This is a genomic window from Bacillus sp. ISL-45, assembly GCF_018613195.1.
GTDB lineage: Bacteria > Bacillota > Bacilli > Bacillales > Cytobacillaceae > Mesobacillus.
In genome coordinates, this window is the sequence record NZ_JAGGQQ010000025.1 from 1 (window position 1) to 18,022 (window position 18,022).

At 44.1% G+C, this 18,022-nt stretch carries 18 protein-coding genes; 13 read left to right on the forward strand and 5 right to left on the reverse strand.

Going from position 1 to position 18,022, the window contains the following annotated elements; genetic code table 11:
- Positions 1-320: 320 nt before the first annotated feature.
- The gene (locus J7E35_RS22695) at positions 321-1,976 is read right to left on the reverse strand and encodes a glycerol-3-phosphate dehydrogenase/oxidase (RefSeq protein ID WP_214784511.1); all 1,656 of its coding nucleotides are present in this window, start codon (positions 1,974-1,976) and stop codon (positions 321-323) included.
- Positions 1,977-2,117: 141 nt separating this feature from the next.
- On the reverse strand, positions 2,118-2,681 hold the full coding sequence (locus J7E35_RS22700) for a glycerol-3-phosphate responsive antiterminator (protein WP_214784514.1): 564 nt from the start codon (positions 2,679-2,681) through the stop codon (positions 2,118-2,120).
- A gap of 160 nt (positions 2,682-2,841) precedes the next feature.
- Between J7E35_RS22700 and J7E35_RS23880 the strand changes: the two genes are divergently transcribed.
- The 6 genes from J7E35_RS23880 to J7E35_RS22730 all read left to right on the forward strand — a co-directional run bounded on the left by J7E35_RS23880 (position 2,842) and on the right by J7E35_RS22730 (position 7,885).
- Positions 2,842-3,051 (forward strand): PAS domain-containing protein, encoded by a 210-nt coding sequence (locus J7E35_RS23880; RefSeq protein ID WP_214784518.1) that lies wholly within the window; start codon positions 2,842-2,844, stop codon positions 3,049-3,051.
- Positions 3,030-3,245 carry a PAS domain-containing protein gene (locus J7E35_RS23885; RefSeq protein ID WP_214784521.1) on the forward strand — a complete coding sequence of 72 codons (216 nt, stop codon included), beginning with the start codon at positions 3,030-3,032 and terminating at the stop codon, positions 3,243-3,245. The genes J7E35_RS23880 and J7E35_RS23885 overlap by 22 nt, the downstream gene beginning before the upstream one ends.
- Positions 3,246-3,284: 39 nt before the next feature.
- Entirely contained in the window at positions 3,285-3,746 is a 462-nt protein-coding gene (locus J7E35_RS23890; protein ID WP_483297674.1) for a methyl-accepting chemotaxis protein, read from the forward strand.
- A 514-nt stretch (positions 3,747-4,260) separates the two neighbouring features.
- Positions 4,261-5,925 carry a ribonuclease J1 gene (gene rnjA, locus J7E35_RS22720; protein WP_214784527.1) on the forward strand — a complete coding sequence of 555 codons (1,665 nt, stop codon included), beginning with the start codon at positions 4,261-4,263 and terminating at the stop codon, positions 5,923-5,925.
- Between the two features lie 76 nt (positions 5,926-6,001).
- A complete protein-coding gene (locus J7E35_RS22725) occupies positions 6,002-7,450 on the forward strand; it encodes a SulP family inorganic anion transporter (protein WP_214784530.1) in 1,449 nt (482 codons plus the stop codon).
- Between the two features lie 15 nt (positions 7,451-7,465).
- The gene (locus J7E35_RS22730) at positions 7,466-7,885 is read left to right on the forward strand and encodes a universal stress protein (RefSeq protein WP_214784533.1); all 420 of its coding nucleotides are present in this window, start codon (positions 7,466-7,468) and stop codon (positions 7,883-7,885) included.
- Positions 7,886-7,941: 56 nt separating this feature from the next.
- Here the strand turns inward: J7E35_RS22730 and J7E35_RS22735 are convergent, their stop codons facing one another.
- Positions 7,942-9,798 (reverse strand): LTA synthase family protein, encoded by a 1,857-nt coding sequence (locus J7E35_RS22735; RefSeq protein WP_214784536.1) that lies wholly within the window; start codon positions 9,796-9,798, stop codon positions 7,942-7,944.
- Between the two features lie 314 nt (positions 9,799-10,112).
- Here J7E35_RS22735 and J7E35_RS22740 point away from each other — a divergent pair, with 314 nt between their 5' ends.
- From J7E35_RS22740 to J7E35_RS22750, 3 genes are all read left to right on the forward strand, one after another.
- Entirely contained in the window at positions 10,113-10,982 is an 870-nt protein-coding gene (locus tag J7E35_RS22740) for a cation diffusion facilitator family transporter (protein ID WP_214784539.1), read from the forward strand.
- 86 nt (positions 10,983-11,068) lie between these two features.
- Complete coding sequence (locus tag J7E35_RS22745) at positions 11,069-11,260, forward strand: hypothetical protein (RefSeq protein WP_214784542.1); 192 nt, start codon at positions 11,069-11,071, stop codon at positions 11,258-11,260.
- A gap of 365 nt (positions 11,261-11,625) precedes the next feature.
- Positions 11,626-12,492: a TRM11 family SAM-dependent methyltransferase gene (locus tag J7E35_RS22750; RefSeq protein WP_251041193.1), complete on the forward strand. Its 867-nt coding sequence runs from the start codon at positions 11,626-11,628 to the stop codon at positions 12,490-12,492.
- 144 nt (positions 12,493-12,636) lie between these two features.
- Here the strand turns inward: J7E35_RS22750 and J7E35_RS22755 are convergent, their stop codons facing one another.
- Positions 12,637-14,082: a DEAD/DEAH box helicase gene (locus J7E35_RS22755; protein WP_214784548.1), complete on the reverse strand. Its 1,446-nt coding sequence runs from the start codon at positions 14,080-14,082 to the stop codon at positions 12,637-12,639.
- 324 nt (positions 14,083-14,406) lie between these two features.
- On the opposite strand from J7E35_RS22755, the gene J7E35_RS22760 reads away from it, so the two are divergent.
- Entirely contained in the window at positions 14,407-14,589 is a 183-nt protein-coding gene (locus J7E35_RS22760; RefSeq protein WP_214784550.1) for a DUF3896 family protein, read from the forward strand.
- Between the two features lie 109 nt (positions 14,590-14,698).
- Here J7E35_RS22760 and J7E35_RS22765 read toward each other — a convergent pair whose 3' ends face one another.
- Positions 14,699-15,196 carry a hypothetical protein gene (locus tag J7E35_RS22765; protein ID WP_214784553.1) on the reverse strand — a complete coding sequence of 166 codons (498 nt, stop codon included), beginning with the start codon at positions 15,194-15,196 and terminating at the stop codon, positions 14,699-14,701.
- Between the two features lie 95 nt (positions 15,197-15,291).
- Between J7E35_RS22765 and J7E35_RS22770 the strand changes: the two genes are divergently transcribed.
- The 3 genes from J7E35_RS22770 (at position 15,292) to J7E35_RS22780 (ending at position 17,813) form a co-directional block, all read left to right on the forward strand.
- Positions 15,292-15,900, forward strand: a complete 609-nt coding sequence (locus J7E35_RS22770; RefSeq protein WP_214784556.1) for a vWA domain-containing protein — start codon at positions 15,292-15,294, stop codon at positions 15,898-15,900.
- On the forward strand, positions 15,887-16,471 hold the full coding sequence (locus J7E35_RS22775; RefSeq protein ID WP_214784559.1) for a DUF4352 domain-containing protein: 585 nt from the start codon (positions 15,887-15,889) through the stop codon (positions 16,469-16,471). Before J7E35_RS22770 ends, J7E35_RS22775 begins: the two co-directional genes overlap by 14 nt.
- A gap of 229 nt (positions 16,472-16,700) precedes the next feature.
- On the forward strand, positions 16,701-17,813 hold the full coding sequence (locus J7E35_RS22780; RefSeq protein WP_214784562.1) for a hypothetical protein: 1,113 nt from the start codon (positions 16,701-16,703) through the stop codon (positions 17,811-17,813).
- The last annotated feature ends 209 nt before the right edge of the window (positions 17,814-18,022 follow it).

Here is an 18,022-nt window from a genome sequence, read left to right on the forward strand (position 1 = left end):
CACAATTATATGGACTTAATCTCGAAAGATACCCTTATGCAAGCCATTCCCCCTTCATAAGGGTACCATTCATGGTGAAAGATACCCTTATGCAAGCCATTCCCCCTCCATAAGGGTACCATTCATGGTGAAAGATACCCTTATGCAAGCCATTCCCCCTCCATAAGGGCACCATTCAAGGTGAAAGATACTCTTTAACAAGCCATTCTACTGGTTGAGCCTTATAAAGGTTAAATCCTGCTGTATTGGCGGTTCAAGACACCGGACATATGGATGAAAAAAAATCCCCTGACGTCTGGATGCATCAGGGGGACTTTGCTTTATTTTACGGGGATTACAGCTTCATTCAAAGCCCCTTCAAGCTCCAAAGTAAAGGCTTCAGTTTGCTGTTTACTCCAGCTGAATTGGTCACGCATGAAGTTAATAACATTTTCCTTGAAGTTATACACAAGGTGGATATCGAATAAAATCGCTCCTGTACGTCTGTTGAAGAAGTCGACTGGTGTGGCTGCCGCTTCATAATGGATGCCGTAAATCAGTTTCGCGAACAATTCCAGTGGCAGGCCATATTGGTTTGCTTCCTTCTGGTGTTCAGATGCAAGCTGGAACACAATCGGGGTATTCGATCCATACTGGCAGGCAAGACGGCGGGCTTCTTCTTTAGTGAAGCCGACTCTCATGCCTTTTTCAAGCTGTTTTTCCACAAATGAGTCAAGGTTTGCGGAACCGCCGACATCTCCGCCGGAAATCGGCAGATTCTTCGTCTGGCAGCCAGGGAAGTTGAGTCCATCTTCTTTAGCGAATTTCTCGGCAAGCAGATCGACAATCGTTTCCGCCATTTTACGGTAGCCAGTCAATTTTCCGCCGGCGATGGTGATCAGTTTTGAATTGGATTCCCAGATTTCATCTTTTCTTGAGATTTCAGAAGGTGCTTTGCCTTCCTCGTGGATCAGCGGCCTTATGCCTGCCCAGCTGGATTCCACATCTGTTTCTGTGACATTGACGCCCGGGAACATATAATGAATCGCTTTAAGCAGATAGCTTCTGTCTTCTTTCGTCATGCCCGGGTTGATTGGATCTTCATTGTAAAAAGTATCGGTCGTGCCGACATAGGTTTTGCCATCTCGCGGAATCGCGAATACCATCCGTCCGTCAGGCGTGTCAAAATAGATGGCTTGTTTAAGCGGGAAGCGTGATTGATCGATTACGATATGGACACCTTTTGAAAGCTTCAGGGTTTTTCCTTTTTTCGAATCATCCATTTCTCGGATGCCGTCCACCCATGGGCCTGTCGCATTGATAAATTTTTTGGCCTGGACTTCAAATTTTTCTCCTGTTAAAAGATCCTCGACAAGGACACCTGAAACGATTCCATTGTTATAAATCAAATTTTCAACTTTGGAATAGTTCAAAGCCGTTGCGCCTTTTTCAACAGCCTTCTTCATGACCTCGATGGTAAGGCGGGCATCATCGGTGCGATATTCAACATAATAGCCGCCACCCTTTAGTCCGTCTTTTTTTACGAGTGGTTCCTTTGCTAATGTTTCGGAGGCGCTGAACATCTTCCGTCGCTCCGATCTTTTGACGCCTGCTAAAAAGTCATACACCCTCAGGCCGATAGAGGTACTGAAGCTGCCGAATGTTCCGCCTTTATGGAAGGGTAGAAGCATCCATTCCGGTGTCGTGACGTGCGGGCCATTTTCATACACAATCGCACGTTCCTTGCCAACTTCAGCCACCATTTTCACTTCGAATTGTTTTAAATAACGGAGCCCGCCGTGCACGAGCTTTGTGGAACGGCTTGAAGTGCCTGCCGCAAAATCCTGCATTTCCAATAATGCGATGTTCATTCCTCTTGTTGCAGCATCCACTGCGATTCCGGCACCGGTAATGCCGCCGCCAATGACAAGCACATCAAATGCCTCATTTTTTAGTTTCGATACTATATTTTTACGATCGAGATTTGTGAATCTCATACGATACGCCTCCTAGATAATGAAAAAAAGAGAGACCACAAACAACATTATCGCCAAAAGCCGAAATGTTATTGTGGTCTCTCCAGTTCTCCTACCCGATTTATTAACTTGTAATCATTATATCACAGAAACCCCGAATTTTCATGTGTCGGATTCTTGAAAATGGGAAATTTCCCATAATTCCCTTTTCGATGTGGTGATTGCCGCCGCGCCAGCATCCAGTGCGTTTTTTACTTCCTCAGGAGTTCTGATCAGGCCGCCTGCAAAAATCGGGATGTTCACTCGTTCCTTAACTTCTTTGATCATCCATGGCATCGCTCCCGGTAAAACCTCTATATAATCAGGTCGCGTTTTTTCAATAAGTTTGTAGCTTTTCTCGAGTGCATGGGAATCAATCAGGAATATCCTTTGCACTGCGAGAACTCCTTTTTGCTTCGCCTTTAAAATGACACTCGACTTTGTGGAGATCAGGCCATACGGTTTGTATTCCTGGCATAGATATTCAGTTGAATAATCGTCACTTTTTAATCCCTGAATCATATCCACATGATAGATCATTTTTTTGCCATAGCGTTTGGCCATCGCATTGATATTTTTCAATTGAGCGATATGTACTTCCAGAATGACGCCTATTTCAAAAGGGCTTTCGAGAAACAGCTCAAACTCTTTCATGTTCGAAGAGGCGGGCAAGATTTTTTGATCCAAAAGAATCCCATCCTTAATTTAGATTATCCATTATCTTAACATGAGAGGCTTGTTTTTTTCTACGGTGCAGAGGACACGAGCATACTCAAAAAATTGTCGAAGAGCATCAAGGTTAGTACGATAGTAACAAAGATATATCAAATGACGATGAGGAGACAACATGCAGATTAGAATGGAAAAGAAGAGCACACAGGTTTTTGAGCAAGACGCCGTCCTGGCAGCCATTGAAAGGTCTTTGGCCATGATCGAGTTTGATCCAGATGGAAAAGTGCTCTGGGCGAATGAGAATTTTGCGGAGACAATGGACTATCGGGTTGAAGAAATGCCAGGACTTTTACATAAACAGTTTTGTACAGCAGAGCCTATATAGAATTATGGAGAAACCTGCGCAACGGAAAAAGCTTTCAGGAAAAAATACAGCGAGTCAATAAGAGGGGCAAACTCCTCTGGCTTGAGGCTACCTATACACCGGTTTACGATTCTTTAGGCCGAGTTGCTGGTGTGGTCAAGGTGGCTACTGACATAACTGAGCGCGAATTGACTGCGACAAGACTTGCAAAGTAGCTTCAGCAAATGTCCGAAGATCTGAGCGCACGGGCGCAAATGGGTTTAACAAGAAGTGAAGAAGCAGCCACGGCGGCCAGCAAGCTAGTTGAGGAGTCAAAAGAAAATTCCGGAATTCTGGAATCGCTGCAATCACAGGCGAAATCAATCGGCAGCATCGTGCAGACCATTCGCGAAATTGCTGCACAAACCAACCTGCTTGCCCTGAACGCAGCCATCGAAGCCGCAAGGGCCGGGGAACATGGAAGAGGCTTTAATGTCGTTGCCGAAGAAGTCAGGAAGCTCGCCACACGTGTCCAGGATTCGATCCAGGAAGTCAATGAACACATAAAAGGAATAGCAGGCGAAATCACCAAAATCAACGAAGCCACCCAGCGTTCGCAAAATGGCATCAACCACAACCAGATACTCAATGAACAAGCGGTAGCTGCCTTCAAAGAAATCGGCAGTGCTGCCCGCGAATTGGATCAGCAGGCAAAGACCTTAAAGGACATATTGTAAGGAAAACGGACACCGTCGATCATGGGGGTGTTTTTTTTGTAAGTAGGAAGATTTATAAAGAGCGGGCGAGCACTCCGGAATAAAGAGGCCGTCTATGTGACCAAATGAGGCGATCTGTTGAAGAAAAAGCCAGATAGGAAAGTTCTATAAGCCAAATGGGGTGAAAAAACCGATAAAAAAAGGTTATATAGGTGGAATCAATAAGCAGCTGCATTGTCCGAAAGAGAGCCGCAAGAAGAAGAACGGTAAAAGCAGAAGTTCTTTTCTTACCCGGACAAACGAATAAAACACATACGACGCAAAATCTAGCTGGTCTCAGCAACTTTTCACCTGAAATTCCCGTCTCAATAGTACAGGGGATAGCATTATTTGTTGTAACGCTTAATTTATGGTATATTTTAAGAACTTCAAACCCCTATTTTCTCCATCTAATTTCTTCACTATTCTTTATTAAGAGATATGATTCCCATGGGAATTTATAAATACATTTGCACAAAGAAACAGGAGTTGAACTATGGAAACGAAATTAAAAAAGGATCTTAAGATTTTCGCTTTGGGCGGTCTTGGTGAGATCGGAAAAAATACGTATGTAATCGAATACAAAAATGAAATGGTGCTGGTGGATTGCGGAATCAAGTTTCCGGATAATGAGTTGTTCGGGATTGACTATGTACTCGCGGATTACACCTATTTAAAGCAAAACCAGGACAAGCTGGTCGGGATTTTCGTTACTCATGGCCATGAAGACCATATTGGCGGCCTGCCGTTTTTGCTGCAGGATGTGAAGGCGCCGATTTATGGAGGCGATTTTGCCGTTGAGCTGATCAAGTCCAAGCTGCAGGAGCACAAAATCAAGGGTGTGAAATTCCACCAAATCAACAATGATACAGTGGTGGAATTCCAGAATATTAAGGTACGCTTTTTCAGGACGACGCACAGTATCGCCGATTCATTCGGTGTGGTGGTGACGACGCCGGAAGGGAATATTGTCCACACGGGTGACTTCAAATTTGACTTGACGCCGGTGGGCGCGGGCACTGATTTTCAGAAAATCGCTGAAATCAGCAGCGAGGGCGTGCTATGTCTGTTATCAGACAGCACGAACAGTGAGCAGCCAGGTTTTTCCGTATCTGAAAGACGTGTCGGGGAAGCAATCGAAGATATTTTCCAGACAGTGGACGGCCGCGTTATTTTCGCGACGTTTGCATCAAATATTGACCGTGTACAACAGGTGGTGAAGTCTTCCCTCAAGTACAGCCGTAAGATAGCTATTGTGGGCCGAAGCATGGAGAAGACCTTCGAGATCGGTCGCAGGCTTGGTTATATCGCTGCGCCGGATGAGGCTTTCGTCAGCATCAATGATATCGGACAGGTTCCAAGCAATCAGCTGACGATCATTTGTACGGGAAGCCAGGGTGAACCGATGGCAGCACTTGCGCGGATCGCTAATGGTACGCACAGACAAATCTCCGTTATTCCTGGAGACACGATTGTCTTTTCGTCATCACCGATTCCTGGTAACACAATCAGCGTGAATCGGGTTATTGATAAGCTGCACCGAATTGGCGCGGATGTCATCCATCATAAAATCAGTGAGGTCCATACGTCAGGGCATGGCAAGCAGGAAGAGCAAAAGCTGATGATCAAACTGCTCAATCCGAAATTCTTCATTCCGATTCACGGTGAATACCGCATGCTTGACCAGCATGTTAAATTAGCCGAACAATGCGGAATCCCGCGTGAAAACTCCTTTATATTAGATAATGGGGATGTCCTGGAACTGTCTGCAGATGGCGGCCAGCTTGGCGGAAAAGTGCCGGCACAGCCAGTATATGTCGATGGCAGCGGAATCGGCGATATTGGACATATCGTGTTAAAAGACAGAAGAGTTCTGTCCCAGGATGGACTTGTGATCGTCACAATGATGATCGATCGCGAGAAAAAGCAGCTTGTCAACAAGCCGACAGTCGTGACAAGAGGATTCGTTTACGTCAGGGAGTCAGGCGATCTGATGAAAAACGTTGAAGAACTGATCAAGGATAAAATTGTGACAGAACTGGCAGGCGGCACGAAGGACTGGTCAAGCATCAAGAAGGCAGTCATCGACGTCGTCAATCCATTCCTGTATAGCCAGACAGGCAGAAGGCCAATGATTTTGCCGATTATTATGGAAGTCTAATGAGAGAACGCTCCTTTATGGGGCGTTTTTTTTTTGACTATATTACACACAATAAACCCAGAAAGGAGGAGCGGCATTGGAAAATCAAAGTTATTTGCATTCTTGGTTTGGAAATATTAAAGGAGATATTCTTTCTGGGCTTGTTGTTGCCATTGCCCTGATTCCGGAGGCGATCGCCTTTTCAATCATCGCAGGTGTCGATCCGATGGTTGGATTATATGCTTCTTTTACCATATCCGTTGTGATTGCTTTCGTTGGAGGAAGGCCAGGAATGATTTCGGCTGCCACGGGAGCAATGGCTTTATTGTTTATCGATCTGGTTGCGGAGCATGGAATTGAGTACCTATTGGCTGCAACAATTCTAACAGGAATTATTCAAATTTTGTTCGGTGTTTTCAAGCTATCCCGATATATGAGATTCATTCCCCGCTCTGTCATGGTGGGCTTTGTCAATGCACTGGCCATCCTGATTTTCATGTCGCAGCTCGACAATTTTGAAAATGCGACCTGGCATGTATATGCATTAGCAGGTTTAACACTGCTGATTATCTATTTGCTTCCTTACTTAACGAAAGCTGTGCCATCGACCCTAGTCGCGATTGTCGTTGTGACCTCCATAGTAATCATTATGGGCGTGGACGTCAGGACGGTAGGGGACATGGGCACATTGACGAGGACCCTGCCTGTTTTTTTGCTTCCAGATATCCCTTTGACACTTGAAACGGTTCTGATTTTACTTCCCTACTCATTAGCGCTTGCAGTAGTTGGGTTGTTAGAGTCGCTGCTGACTGCCACGATTGTCGATGACATGACGGACTCAGAAAGTGATAAGAACACGGAAAGCAAGGGGCAGGGGATTGCCAATATCGTAACCGGCTTTTTTGGCGGAATGGCTGGATGCGCAATGATTGGTCAATCGGTCATAAATGTTAAATCTGGCGGCAGGAAAAGGTTATCTGCCCTCGTAGCAGGAGTTTTCTTAATGCTGTTGATCGTGCTGTTAGGTGATATTGTCGTCCGAATTCCGATGGCCACGCTAGCCGGGGTTATGATTATGGTTTCAATCAGCACCTTTGACTGGTCTTCGATCAGGACACTTCATCTATTGCCAAGAACAGATGCGATTGTGATGGTTGTTACGGTATTGACGGTAATTTTCACTCACAATCTTGCCATTGGAGTGTTCACGGGAATACTGTTGAGCGCAATTTTCTTCGTTTCGAAGATTTCACAAGTAGAGGTCAAGAGCACAATAGTGAATGATCGACGGACATACAAACTAGAAGGACAGCTGTTTTTCGCATCTGTTACAGAGCTCCAAAAGCAATTCGATTACAAGGAGGACATCGAATTCATTGAACTGGATTTACGGAAGACTCACCTTTGGGATGATTCAGCAGTTGCTGCAGTCGAGAAAATCGTCAATAAATTCGAAGAGACTGGCAAGAAGGTTGTTGTCACGGGCATGAATCAGGAAAGCTCAGATTTAGCTGAAAAGCTTGCAAATAAATTAGGTTCGCATTAATGAAGAGGTGATGATATGTATCAAAAAATACTCCTGGCAGCGGATGGCTCTGAACATTCTATACGTGCAGCGGACCATGCAATCATGATTACAAAATGCCAGGGAGATGCCAAAATGGAGATTGTGTATGCGGTCGATGGTGGCAGGTCCAAGTCTGATGTGCTTAGCAATTGGAACTCGGCAGACATCAATCATAAACGCAAGGAGCGTCTGAAGGATATTGAGCAGAAGGCAAGGGATTCTGGAATCAGATTCGAGTTCAAAATCCTTCATGGGGAACCAGGCCCAGCAGTTGTCGATTACACTAACAAGAATAACTTTGACCTCGTTGTCATCGGAAGCAGAGGCTTGAATGGGCTCCAGGAACTCATGCTCGGAAGCGTAAGCCATAAAGTGGCTAAAAGGGCCAATTGTCCAGTAATGATTGTGAAATAAATAAGAAGGTAAAACAAAAAGACACACCGAACATTGTTCGGTGTGTCTTTGCATTATTATTCCTCATCTTTTTCATAAAAACGAAGCAAATCTCCGTAAATAATCTGGTCTGAGTAGCTCAGTTCGTTCTTGGCATGCTCGATATAAGGTTCACAGCCTGCGCCCTCTGTCGGCTCTCCAGTGGCTTTATCGTAACAGACGCCTTTCGTGTAAACTACGTCTTCAGTAATGAAGCTTCCGTCTCTTAGGGCAACAAAGTTATCCTGCTTCTCGGAGAACATGTCTGCTCCAAACTGGATATCTTGTTTTGTATCGATCCCAGCGAGATTCAGCAATGTTGGGCGAAGATCGATTTGACCAGTTACAGTTGAAATGGTCTTGCCTTCGTGGCCAGGAATGTGAATGATCATTGGCACACGCTGTAATTGTGTTGAAACAAATGGCGTGATTTCCTTGCCAAGGTACTGCTCCATTGCCTTGTTATGGTTTTCGGAAATTCCATAGTGGTCACCGTAGATCACTATGATTGAATCCTCGTAAAGACCTTCCGCCTTCAAATCTTCGATGAAAAGCTTAAAGGCTTCATCCGTATAGCGAACGGTTGGGAAGTAGCGGTTCAAAGTGCCGCTGTTTGAATCAAACTCATCAATGAATTTATCTTCTTCATCCAGTTCGAACGGGAAGTGGTTTGTCAGCGTAATGAACTTCGCGAAGAACGGCTTTGGCATTGCTTTTAAATGTTCAACTGACTGGTCAAAGAAATCGACGTCCTTCATACCCCAGCCAACAGAATTTTCTTCATTCACTTCATAATCCGGCAATGAGTAGAAACGGTCATAGCCGAAGTTATTGTACATTACGTCACGATTCCAGAAGCTCTTGTTGTTCGCATGAAGCTTCGCAGTGTAATAAGAGTTTTCCTTCAGCCTTTCAGCAAGTGACATGTACTGATTCCCTGAATGGGTGAAGAAAACTGCTCCGCGTCCAAGCGGATATAAAGAGTTTTCCAATAGGAATTCTGAATCAGACGTTTTACCCTGTGCCGTCTGATGGTAAAAGTTATCAAAGTAATAGCTGTCTTTAATGAACTCATTCAGGAATGGCGTGATTTCCTGGCCATTCACTTTCTGTCCGATGACAAAATTCTGGGTAGATTCCATTGAAATCACAATGAGGTTCTTGCCCTTTGCCGCGCCGAACATTTCTTTAGATGGTTCTGTGTATTGAGCACGAGTATAGTTCTCGATTTCGGTCAGCTGGTTGCCATCTGCCATGGCTCTTTGTGCGGTTGTCTTTGTTTGCAGGTACGCATCATAAATATGGTGATTGTACGTCCCGATATTCTTCACTAGGATTTCTCTGTCAAATGTACGAGTCAGCAATTCCGGACGCTCGGACTCTGAAAGCCCAAGGTTGAAAAATGCAAGGCCGATCGCACTAAAGTAAAAGGCAGCTGCATATACGCTTTTGTACTTTTTAAAAGAAATCTTTGGTGTTTTCACAAAAGCCAGGGCTAAAATCAACAATGCATCCGCAAAATAAATGATGTCAGTCCAGCCGATCAATTCCCCGACACTGCTCTTTAAATCGCCCATATTGCTTGTCTGTGTCAAAAGAGGAATCGTGATGAAATCACTGAATTCCTTATAGTAAACAACATTGGCGTAAAGGATAAAGGAAGTGATGAAGCTTGTTGCGACAACAAAGATTTTCTGCTTTCTGCCGGCCATTAAGATCCCAAGTCCCAAAGCGAACATGAGGAAGCTTAAAGGGTTGATGAACAGGATGAATTCCTGCATTTTATTTTCAATATCTATATCAAAATTGAACTTATAAACGGTGTAGGTTTTAAGCCATAATAGAACAATGGCAATTAAGACGAAACTTACGGACATGTTCTTTTTTGTCCCCATGCAATCCCTCCTAGGAATCTATTGAAGTTTTCATTTTACCACAATTGAAAATAGTTTTGTAGCTGTACCGTTAATCGCGTAATTTTCCGATATTTATTAGTACGAAATAAACACCTGAAAAGTTTCTGGTAATTTTTCCTATTTTATTTTTACTAACTGCGCTTGCCGGGCTGCCCAAGGCGATTGCGCTTTTCTTTACCTGAGGAAACTTTTTTGCTGGCCTGTTAATTAAATGGATTAGGGTAAAAAGGTTGCTGTAGACTCACTCGCACTTAGATTGTTAAAATGTTCTAGCAGTTGAATGGAGGCCAGTCATGAATGAACAACGTTATTCTAATTTAAAACTAGGTGAACGCGGGGCCATTATAAGTATCCTCGCTTATATACTTCTCTCTGTCTTGAAGCTTTCTGTAGGTTACATCAGCGATTCCGAAGCATTAAAGGCTGATGGCCTGAATAATACGACCGATATTCTAGCCTCAGTGTCCGTTTTGATCGGTCTGAGGCTGTCACAAAAACCTGCGGATGATGACCATCTTTATGGCCATTGGAAATCGGAAATGGTCGCTTCGATGGTGGCGTCATTTATCATCATCCTTGTCGGTTTCCAGGTTCTAACCAGCGCCTTCACCTCGTTTTTTGAAGGAGCTGCCGAAGCACCAGATCTTATTGCAGCATGGACAGGTTTATTTTCGGCACTCATTATGTATTTCGTGTATCGGTATAACCGGAACCTCGCCAGCAAAATAAAAAGCCACTCGGTCATGGCCGCGGCTAAAGATAACCTGTCCGATTCCTGGGTGAGTATTGGAACTGCCGCAGGCATCATCGGCTCTCAATTTGGTTTGCCCTGGCTTGACCCCGTAACTGCATTCATCGTTGGTGCACTGATTTTAAAAACAGGCTGGGGCATCTTCCGTGAAGCATCCCACCAGCTGACAGACGGCTTTGATGTTGACCTAATTAAAGAATATAACGATACGATCTGTAATATTCCTGGTGTCAAAGGAATTAAGGATTTAAAGGCAAGAAGCTACGGAAACAATATTGTCGTGGACTGCGTCATCACTGTGAAACCCACCCTCGACATCAGCACCGCTCATGATATCTCGACAATGGTCGAAGAGAAACTAATGGAAGAATACGATATATATGACGTCCATGTACATGTAGAGCCGGATTGATCAAGAAAAAGTTATGAACGACTATAGACTTGTTCATGCTATACTTAGCTGTACATTTAGATTTTGAAGGGTAAAGGTAAAAATAGATGAAGTTTGTAAAATCTCAGATGAAACAATTGATTAAGAATAATCCAGAACTGCAAACGCGCTTATCCAGTTTGATTAAAGAACATGATCTGGAGAAAAATTATGCCCTTAAGGCTTTGTATCATTCTGAAGTAGCTGAGGGTGGAAAGTATCAGCTCGCATATCAAGCACTTGACTTGCCCAAGGGGTAAGTCATTTTTATTTCGATTTCTACAAGGCACTTTATTCTTTTTAGTTGTAGGCTGTTTTCGTAAAGATTGTTGTTAAAATCCTAAAGCCGATTTTAACGTAATAGAAGGCCGTTTAGCAGGTCGGTATTAAGTTTGCATGCTCTTTTCTCACAAAAGAGTCAACTTTGCGAAGAAAAATAGGTCATTCAATCCTATTTTGTTCTCAATAGCAACAAAGTTTGAGAAAAGAGCCTAGTAATATGTTATGGAATGGAGAAAAACAAGGAGAGGAATTGTTTACTTTGCTATTAACTAACCTTGAGCCTGGCTCTTATATATACAATTATGCTTTACCGGATGAAGAAAAATCTTTGTGTGCCCTGGAAATGCGTTCGTTCTTTGGTTTCGATACAGAGTTAAGTACACTGGAGAGTTCGGTGAAAATCGACCAAAGCCGCAGTCCGTTTATGAGGGGACGTATGGATGTCATCTTTGAAGGTGAGCAATTAGAGGACGTTATTGAGCAAGTGAAGAAGTTAGAATTGAATGGTTCTACTTTTAAAGTGATGTATGTAAAAGTGGCAGGTCCTGAAAAGGTGGATTTTAAAGAAAGGCGCCGAATCGAACGGGTAGTGGGCCTGCAAATTCCCGGAGAGCCGGAGCTCATAAATCCAGATGTTCTGTTTGGGATCATGAATGTAAACGGGGGTTGGGTATTTGGAGAATACCACAGCAGTGAAGCGGTCTGGCTGTACCATCAGCAAAAACCTCATAGCTACTCGACTTCATTAAGCACCCGTGTCGCAAGAGCCGTTGCCAATATTGCCGTACCTGATCCAGCCGGAGTTAAAGCGATCGACCCATGCTGTGGAATTGGAACGGTAGTCGTGGAAGCATTGTCGATGGGCATCGACATCGTTGCCAGTGATGTCAATCCGCTCATACTGCCTGGTACAAGGGAGAACATCGCGCATTTTGGCTATGCAGCGGAAGTGACGTTTAAGGACATCCGCAAGGTAACTGGGAGCTATGACGTGGCGATTATTGATATGCCTTACAATCTGTGCTCGGTCATCACACCCGAAGAGCAGCTCGAGATGCTCCAAAGCACATTCAAATTCGCTGATAAAGTCGTCATCGTCACGATTGAACCAATCGATTCAATTATCGGAGATGCCGGCTTTGAAATTGCTGACCGCTGTGTCGTGAGAAAAGGGAACTTCGAACGCGAGATCATTGTATGTAAAAAATAAGATAAATTTAAGGACGATTATGCTTGTCATAATCGTCCTTTCTTCTTGTTTAGATTAAAATTTAGTTGTGGATTACTAAAGGTAGTATTCTTAATCCAGCTCCAGCGCTTATCGGGGCTGAACGAGGCGCTTGCGCTTTTTATTCTATTTAATCGCCTTGCTGACTCTAAGCTTCTTCCCTTTGATCGTTGCATTCTCCATTGCCTGCATGACAAGCGAGCCTTTTCCGTTCAGGATATCGACATAGGACATTGTATCGTGGATCGTGATGATGCCGATATCGTCTGCGGTTACTCCAGGGATTTTTGCAATTGTTCCCACGAAGTCGACGGCACGAAGCTTCTTCTTTTTCCCGCCGCTGAAATGAAGCTTCATGATTCCCTGGTTGATGCGGGCTGTTTTGTTGTTTTTCACGACACGGCGCCCGCTGATTTTTTCATCGAAAGTAGCCTGGTTTCTTGCAACGTCCTGCTTGCTAGGACCTTCTGTCACAGGAATCTCAAAGCCAATGTATCTTTCGATTGACCTGATGAACTTCCCTTCATAAGGTGTAGCAAGCGTAATCGCTTTTCCCTTGTTTCCGGCACGCCCGGTTCGGCCTGTCCGGTGCACATAACCCTCTTTTTCCATTGGAACGTCATAGTTGATGACAAGCGATACGTTATCGACGTCAATTCCCCGCGCAGCCACATCGGTAGCCACTAGATAACGGAAATTCCCCATCTTGAAGCCATTCATCACAGCAAAACGGTCTTCTTGTTCCAATCCGCCATGAAGTCTTTCACAGGAATAATTGGCACCCTCAAGCTCTGCAAAAACTGTATCGACATTTTCCTTCGTCCGGCAAAAAATGATGCAGCTGTCAGGGTTTTCAACAACCGTAATATCTTTTAGAAGGGAAATCTTTTCCTCTTCCTTCACTTCGATCAGCATATGGACAATCGTTTTTGTCGTAATACCGGTAGAAGCGATTTCGATATTAACCGGATCTTCCATATATTTGTGACAGAGACTTTCAACGTCTTTAGGCAATGTCGCAGAAAACACCATCGTTACTCTGTCTGATGGAAGTTCTTCAATAATCGATTCCACATCATTGATAAAGCCCATATTTAGCATTTCATCCGCTTCATCGATGATTAGATATTTTATTTGGTCTAAAACCAGCGTTCCTCTTTCAATATGATCGATAACGCGTCCTGGCGTACCAACAACAACATGAGTCTTTTGCTTCAATTCCTCTTTCTGTTTCGAGAAAGGCTCCTTGCCATAAACGGCCATCGCTTTGATTCGTTTAAACCTTCCAATATTCGTAATGTCTTCACGAACCTGAACAGCCAGTTCCCTTGTTGGAGTGAGAATCAACGCTTGAGGATTCTTTTCCTCCCAATCGACCATATCGCTAATGGGAATTCCGAATGAAGCCGTCTTTCCGCTTCCTGTCTGAGATTTAACAACAAGATCTTGTTTTTCCAAAGCTAATGGAATGACTTCTTCCTGCACCTCTGTTGGCGATTCATATTTCAACACTGAGAGGGCCCGTTTAATTTCGTCACTTAAGTTGTAATCGTCAAAACTTCGTTTACTCATGTAAAAAACCTCATTTTATTTAGTATTATCCGACTTATATATAGGATTCTCGCAAAGAATCAGCATATGCATAAACTGAATGGTATTCATTATACTTTAAATGCAGCACTATGCGACCCGGAATTTGAAATGTAGTAGAAGGGAATCTTAGAAATGCTACTTTGGTATTCATGGGAAGTAGAGAATCTGACGTGAGGTTTGACTCGAATTTCTATAATAAGGTTTCACAAAATCACAATAATTTCGATGATACCCTTTAGGGTGTGTGAAGTATAATAATAATATAAGGAAAGCGATTTCATTTTACGAGGAAGGGTGTTGGACATGAACTATCAAGAAGTTAAATCACATTTAGAAGCATTACAGATGCAGCTGGCGAACAAGATGCAGAATCCAAGCCTGTCTATAGATGAAAAATCCGAGCTTCAGAGGGCAATTGCGAACTACGATTACATCATCGAATTGACTTGCATGAACCATTTTGAGCGTGGTAAGGCGATTCATTAAAACGAAGCCTGGAGGTACATTCCCTCCAGGCTATTTTTATAGACAAAATATAAAATTCACCGAAACAAGGCTCCAGCTTTGCTGAATGACCAAGGCGCTTGTGCTTTACTTATAGGACTCCACTTAATGGCTTTTGGCTGAAATAATCGAGGGCATAATTGACCTGGTCAATTTCATAGATTTTTCTTTCGATGCAAAACTGAATCACAAGGTCAGATGTTTCGCTGTCTGACAAAGAGTAGCCGGCAGAGCCTAACAGCTTGTCGGTTTCTTTTTTATTCAGTTCAAGGGCCATCGCAAGGGCAGTGACCGTGTTTTTGCCTGGTCTGTATTCAGGATTTGAGCGGATCTTTGAAAAAAGCCTTCGGTCGATGCCGGCTTTCTTATAAATCTCGGAGTCCTTGCAGCCTTTCTTATCTATAAAGCCAAACAGTACCTTTTGCAAAGTTGGCTTCCGTTTCTCTGCAATGAAACTTTCAATCTCCAGCGGCGAAATGCTTTCAAGGACATAATCCTCAATCGGGCCCATAGACTTTTCACAAACTACATACATTAAATTCCGGTCAATATACTGCTGCAGTTCTTCTAATAGCATTTTATCGAGCATGGGCCAGCCTCCTTAAAATGTCGCTTAACAGGCGACCAAAATATGGATGATTCTAGATATGATTATATCAGATTCAGCTTAGGAGGATGATAGTGATGAAGAATAATTTAACGGAAATCATATTTTTGCTGGACCGGAGCGGCTCGATGGCAGGACTCGAGGGCGACACAGTTGGCGGATTCAATGCTTTTGTCAAAAAACAGACCGAACTCGAAGGCGAAACCATCATGACAACTGTGCTTTTTGATGATCAATATGAAGTGCTCTGGAACGGAATTGATGCGAGGGAGGCGAAGCTGACTGAAGATGAGTATTATGTCCGCGGGATGACTGCACTTTTGGATGCGGTCGGAAAGACGATCCTTGATGTGGGCTACCGTCTCGCCAGAACAAGTGAGGAAAGGAGACCAGGCAAAGTCATCTTCGTCATCACGACCGATGGCATGGAGAATGCGAGCAGCGAGTTCACATATGGAAAGGTGAAAGAGCTGATCCGGCATCAGCAGGAAAAATACAGCTGGGAATTCATCTTCATGGGTGCAAATATCGACGTCGCCAAAGAAGCTGACAGCCTTGGAATCAATATCGAGAATTCCTTTAACTTCGATGCCACAGAAAAAGGCATTGAAATCATGTATGAAATGGTTTCGGAATCTATTATGGAAAAAAGAATGAAAGGAGTACATGATGATGAAAATCTTTAAAAAATGGTGGTTCTGGCTGATTGCAGTTATTGTTGTCATTGCTTTAGCAGGAGGCGGAGGAGAGGAGGAAACAGCGACGAAGGTAGATGAAGCTGGGGAAACTTCAGCTCAGGCAGAAAAAGATGATAAAGCTGTGGAAACCTCAACATCGGCAGGAAGCGAAGAAGAATCGCCGCCTGCAAAGGAGGAATTCTCGGTCGGGGAGAAGGTTCAACTAGGTGACAATGTGCTGACTGTCACGAAAGCTGAGAAGTCAGCAGGCAGTGATTTCGACCAGCCAAAGGATGGACATGAGTATGTCGTCGTCACGGTTGTGATTGAAAATGCCGGCGATGAAAACATCTCTTATAATCCATTTGATTTTAAGATGTCGAACAGCCAGGGACAAATCCTTGACCAGACATTCACGACAATCGATACTAATACCGCGCTCCAATCCGGTGAACTGGCTCCAGGGGGAAAAGTAACCGGCACGATTGCCTTTGAACAGCCAGCAGGTGATCCTGGCCTGCAGCTTCAGTACACACCCAGCTTCTGGTCCGATAAGACAATCATGGTGAATTTGCAATGATAGCAAGGGAGCGGGTTTACCGTTCCCTGCTTTTGACGTTTTCCTGACATATTAAACATTATTGTGTAGTAAAAACTCCTTGATGCAGTCCATATATTCCTTTTTTAAAATTTTTTATAAAAAATTTCACCTGACATTTTGCTGACATATTCACAGAGTAAATTATGAGTATAAGGTTCATGTCCATCTTGAATCTGAAAAAGAAATGATTAACAGGAGGATGTCAGATATGAAAAAGAAATCAGTTATTGGCTTTACGGTCGCAGGCGCATTATTGCTTGGAGGGTACGCAACTACTTCTCTGGCTAATGACGACAGTACGACGAGTTCAGCTGCCGCCACTGTCAAAGGTTTTTTCGGTAAAGGTTTTGGCCATAAAGGATTTTACGGAGGGAACTCAGAAGCGCTGCTTGAAAGAGCAAAAGACCTTGGCATCAGCACCTCTGGAAAAGATGCTCAAACATTGATGGGTGAAATTCGCGAAGCTACACTTAAAAATGAAGCAAAAGAATTGGGAATCGAGACAGACGGCAAGGATGTCGCAACGCTGGCTGAGGAAGTCCAACTGGCCAACCTTAAGGAGAGAGCGAAGGACTTGGGCATCTCGACCGATGGGAAGGATGCAGCAGCACTTCATGACGCCATCCGTTTAGAGAACCTGATGGATAAGGCGAAAGAACTCGGCGTATCAACAGAAAATAAGGATGCTCAAACTCTAATGGAAGAGATCCGGACAGCGAACTTGAATAAAAGAGCGAAGGAGCTTGGTGTTTCTTCCGAGGGCAAAGACATTCAGACACTGCAGCAGGAAGTTCATACTGCATATATAAACCAAGAGGCTAAGAAATATGGGATTACAGTAGACGGCAAGGATATCCGCGAACTTACGCAGGAGGTCCAGTCAGCCAAAGTAAAAGCAGACGCAAAAGAGCTGAACATCACAATTGACGGGAAAACAATCGGCGAAATCGCCCAGGAAGTACAGGAAAAGAAAGTCATGAACCTGGCGAAGGAACTTGGAATATCCACTGCTGATAAAGATACACGCCAGCTGATGGAAGAAATTCAAGCCAAGGATTCTGATAAGCTTGATGAGCTGTTCGAAGATGGATTCGGGCGCCATGGAATGGGACTTGGGCATGGCGGAGGTTTCGGAATGGGCAGTGGCTTTGGAAATGGTGAAGGTTTCGGAATGGGCAGCGGCTTTGGAAATGATGAAGGTTTCGGAAAAGGCAATGGTTTTGGACATGGCGGAGGTAAAGGCAGAATGGGACAAGGCGGTTTCGGCGGTGAAGGTGGCCGAGGCGGCATGCACCAAAACGGCGGCGGACGCGGGTTTTAATTTTATGGCTCTGTTAAAGGCCAATGTTGTTTTAAAGCCCTGTTGATTGTAGTGGAAGGCGCGTGGACTCCTCCGAAAATGCTAACGCATTTTCATCGTGCGTGGGCATTTTCAGGGAAGCTCATTCAATGTCCTGCGGGATGAGCAAGTCATAGGGAAACCCCCAGGCGCATAAAGCGCCGAGGAGGCTTCCCGACTGCAAGGAAGAA

Bases quoted from the DNA above. Each gene is read 5' to 3' on its own strand.
- J7E35_RS22780 (WP_214784562.1), top strand. From the start codon at position 16,701: ATGAAAAAGAAATCAGTTATTGGCTTTACGGTCGCAGGCGCATTATTG.
- J7E35_RS22770 (WP_214784556.1), top strand. From the start codon at position 15,292: ATGAAGAATAATTTAACGGAAATCATATTTTTGCTGGACCGGAGCGGC.
- J7E35_RS22735 (WP_214784536.1), bottom strand. From the start codon at position 9,798: ATGGGGACAAAAAAGAACATGTCCGTAAGTTTCGTCTTAATTGCCATT.
- rnjA (WP_214784527.1), top strand. From the start codon at position 4,261: ATGGAAACGAAATTAAAAAAGGATCTTAAGATTTTCGCTTTGGGCGGT.
- J7E35_RS22755 (WP_214784548.1), bottom strand. From the start codon at position 14,082: ATGAGTAAACGAAGTTTTGACGATTACAACTTAAGTGACGAAATTAAA.
- J7E35_RS22740 (WP_214784539.1), top strand. From the start codon at position 10,113: ATGAATGAACAACGTTATTCTAATTTAAAACTAGGTGAACGCGGGGCC.
- J7E35_RS22765 (WP_214784553.1), bottom strand. From the start codon at position 15,196: ATGCTCGATAAAATGCTATTAGAAGAACTGCAGCAGTATATTGACCGG.
- J7E35_RS22730 (WP_214784533.1), top strand. From the start codon at position 7,466: ATGTATCAAAAAATACTCCTGGCAGCGGATGGCTCTGAACATTCTATA.
- J7E35_RS22745 (WP_214784542.1), top strand. From the start codon at position 11,069: ATGAAGTTTGTAAAATCTCAGATGAAACAATTGATTAAGAATAATCCA.
- J7E35_RS23890 (WP_483297674.1), top strand. From the start codon at position 3,285: ATGGGTTTAACAAGAAGTGAAGAAGCAGCCACGGCGGCCAGCAAGCTA.
- J7E35_RS22760 (WP_214784550.1), top strand. From the start codon at position 14,407: ATGAACTATCAAGAAGTTAAATCACATTTAGAAGCATTACAGATGCAG.
- J7E35_RS22695 (WP_214784511.1), bottom strand. From the start codon at position 1,976: ATGAGATTCACAAATCTCGATCGTAAAAATATAGTATCGAAACTAAAA.
- J7E35_RS22750 (WP_251041193.1), top strand. From the start codon at position 11,626: ATGCGTTCGTTCTTTGGTTTCGATACAGAGTTAAGTACACTGGAGAGT.
- J7E35_RS23880 (WP_214784518.1), top strand. From the start codon at position 2,842: ATGCAGATTAGAATGGAAAAGAAGAGCACACAGGTTTTTGAGCAAGAC.
- J7E35_RS22775 (WP_214784559.1), top strand. From the start codon at position 15,887: ATGAAAATCTTTAAAAAATGGTGGTTCTGGCTGATTGCAGTTATTGTT.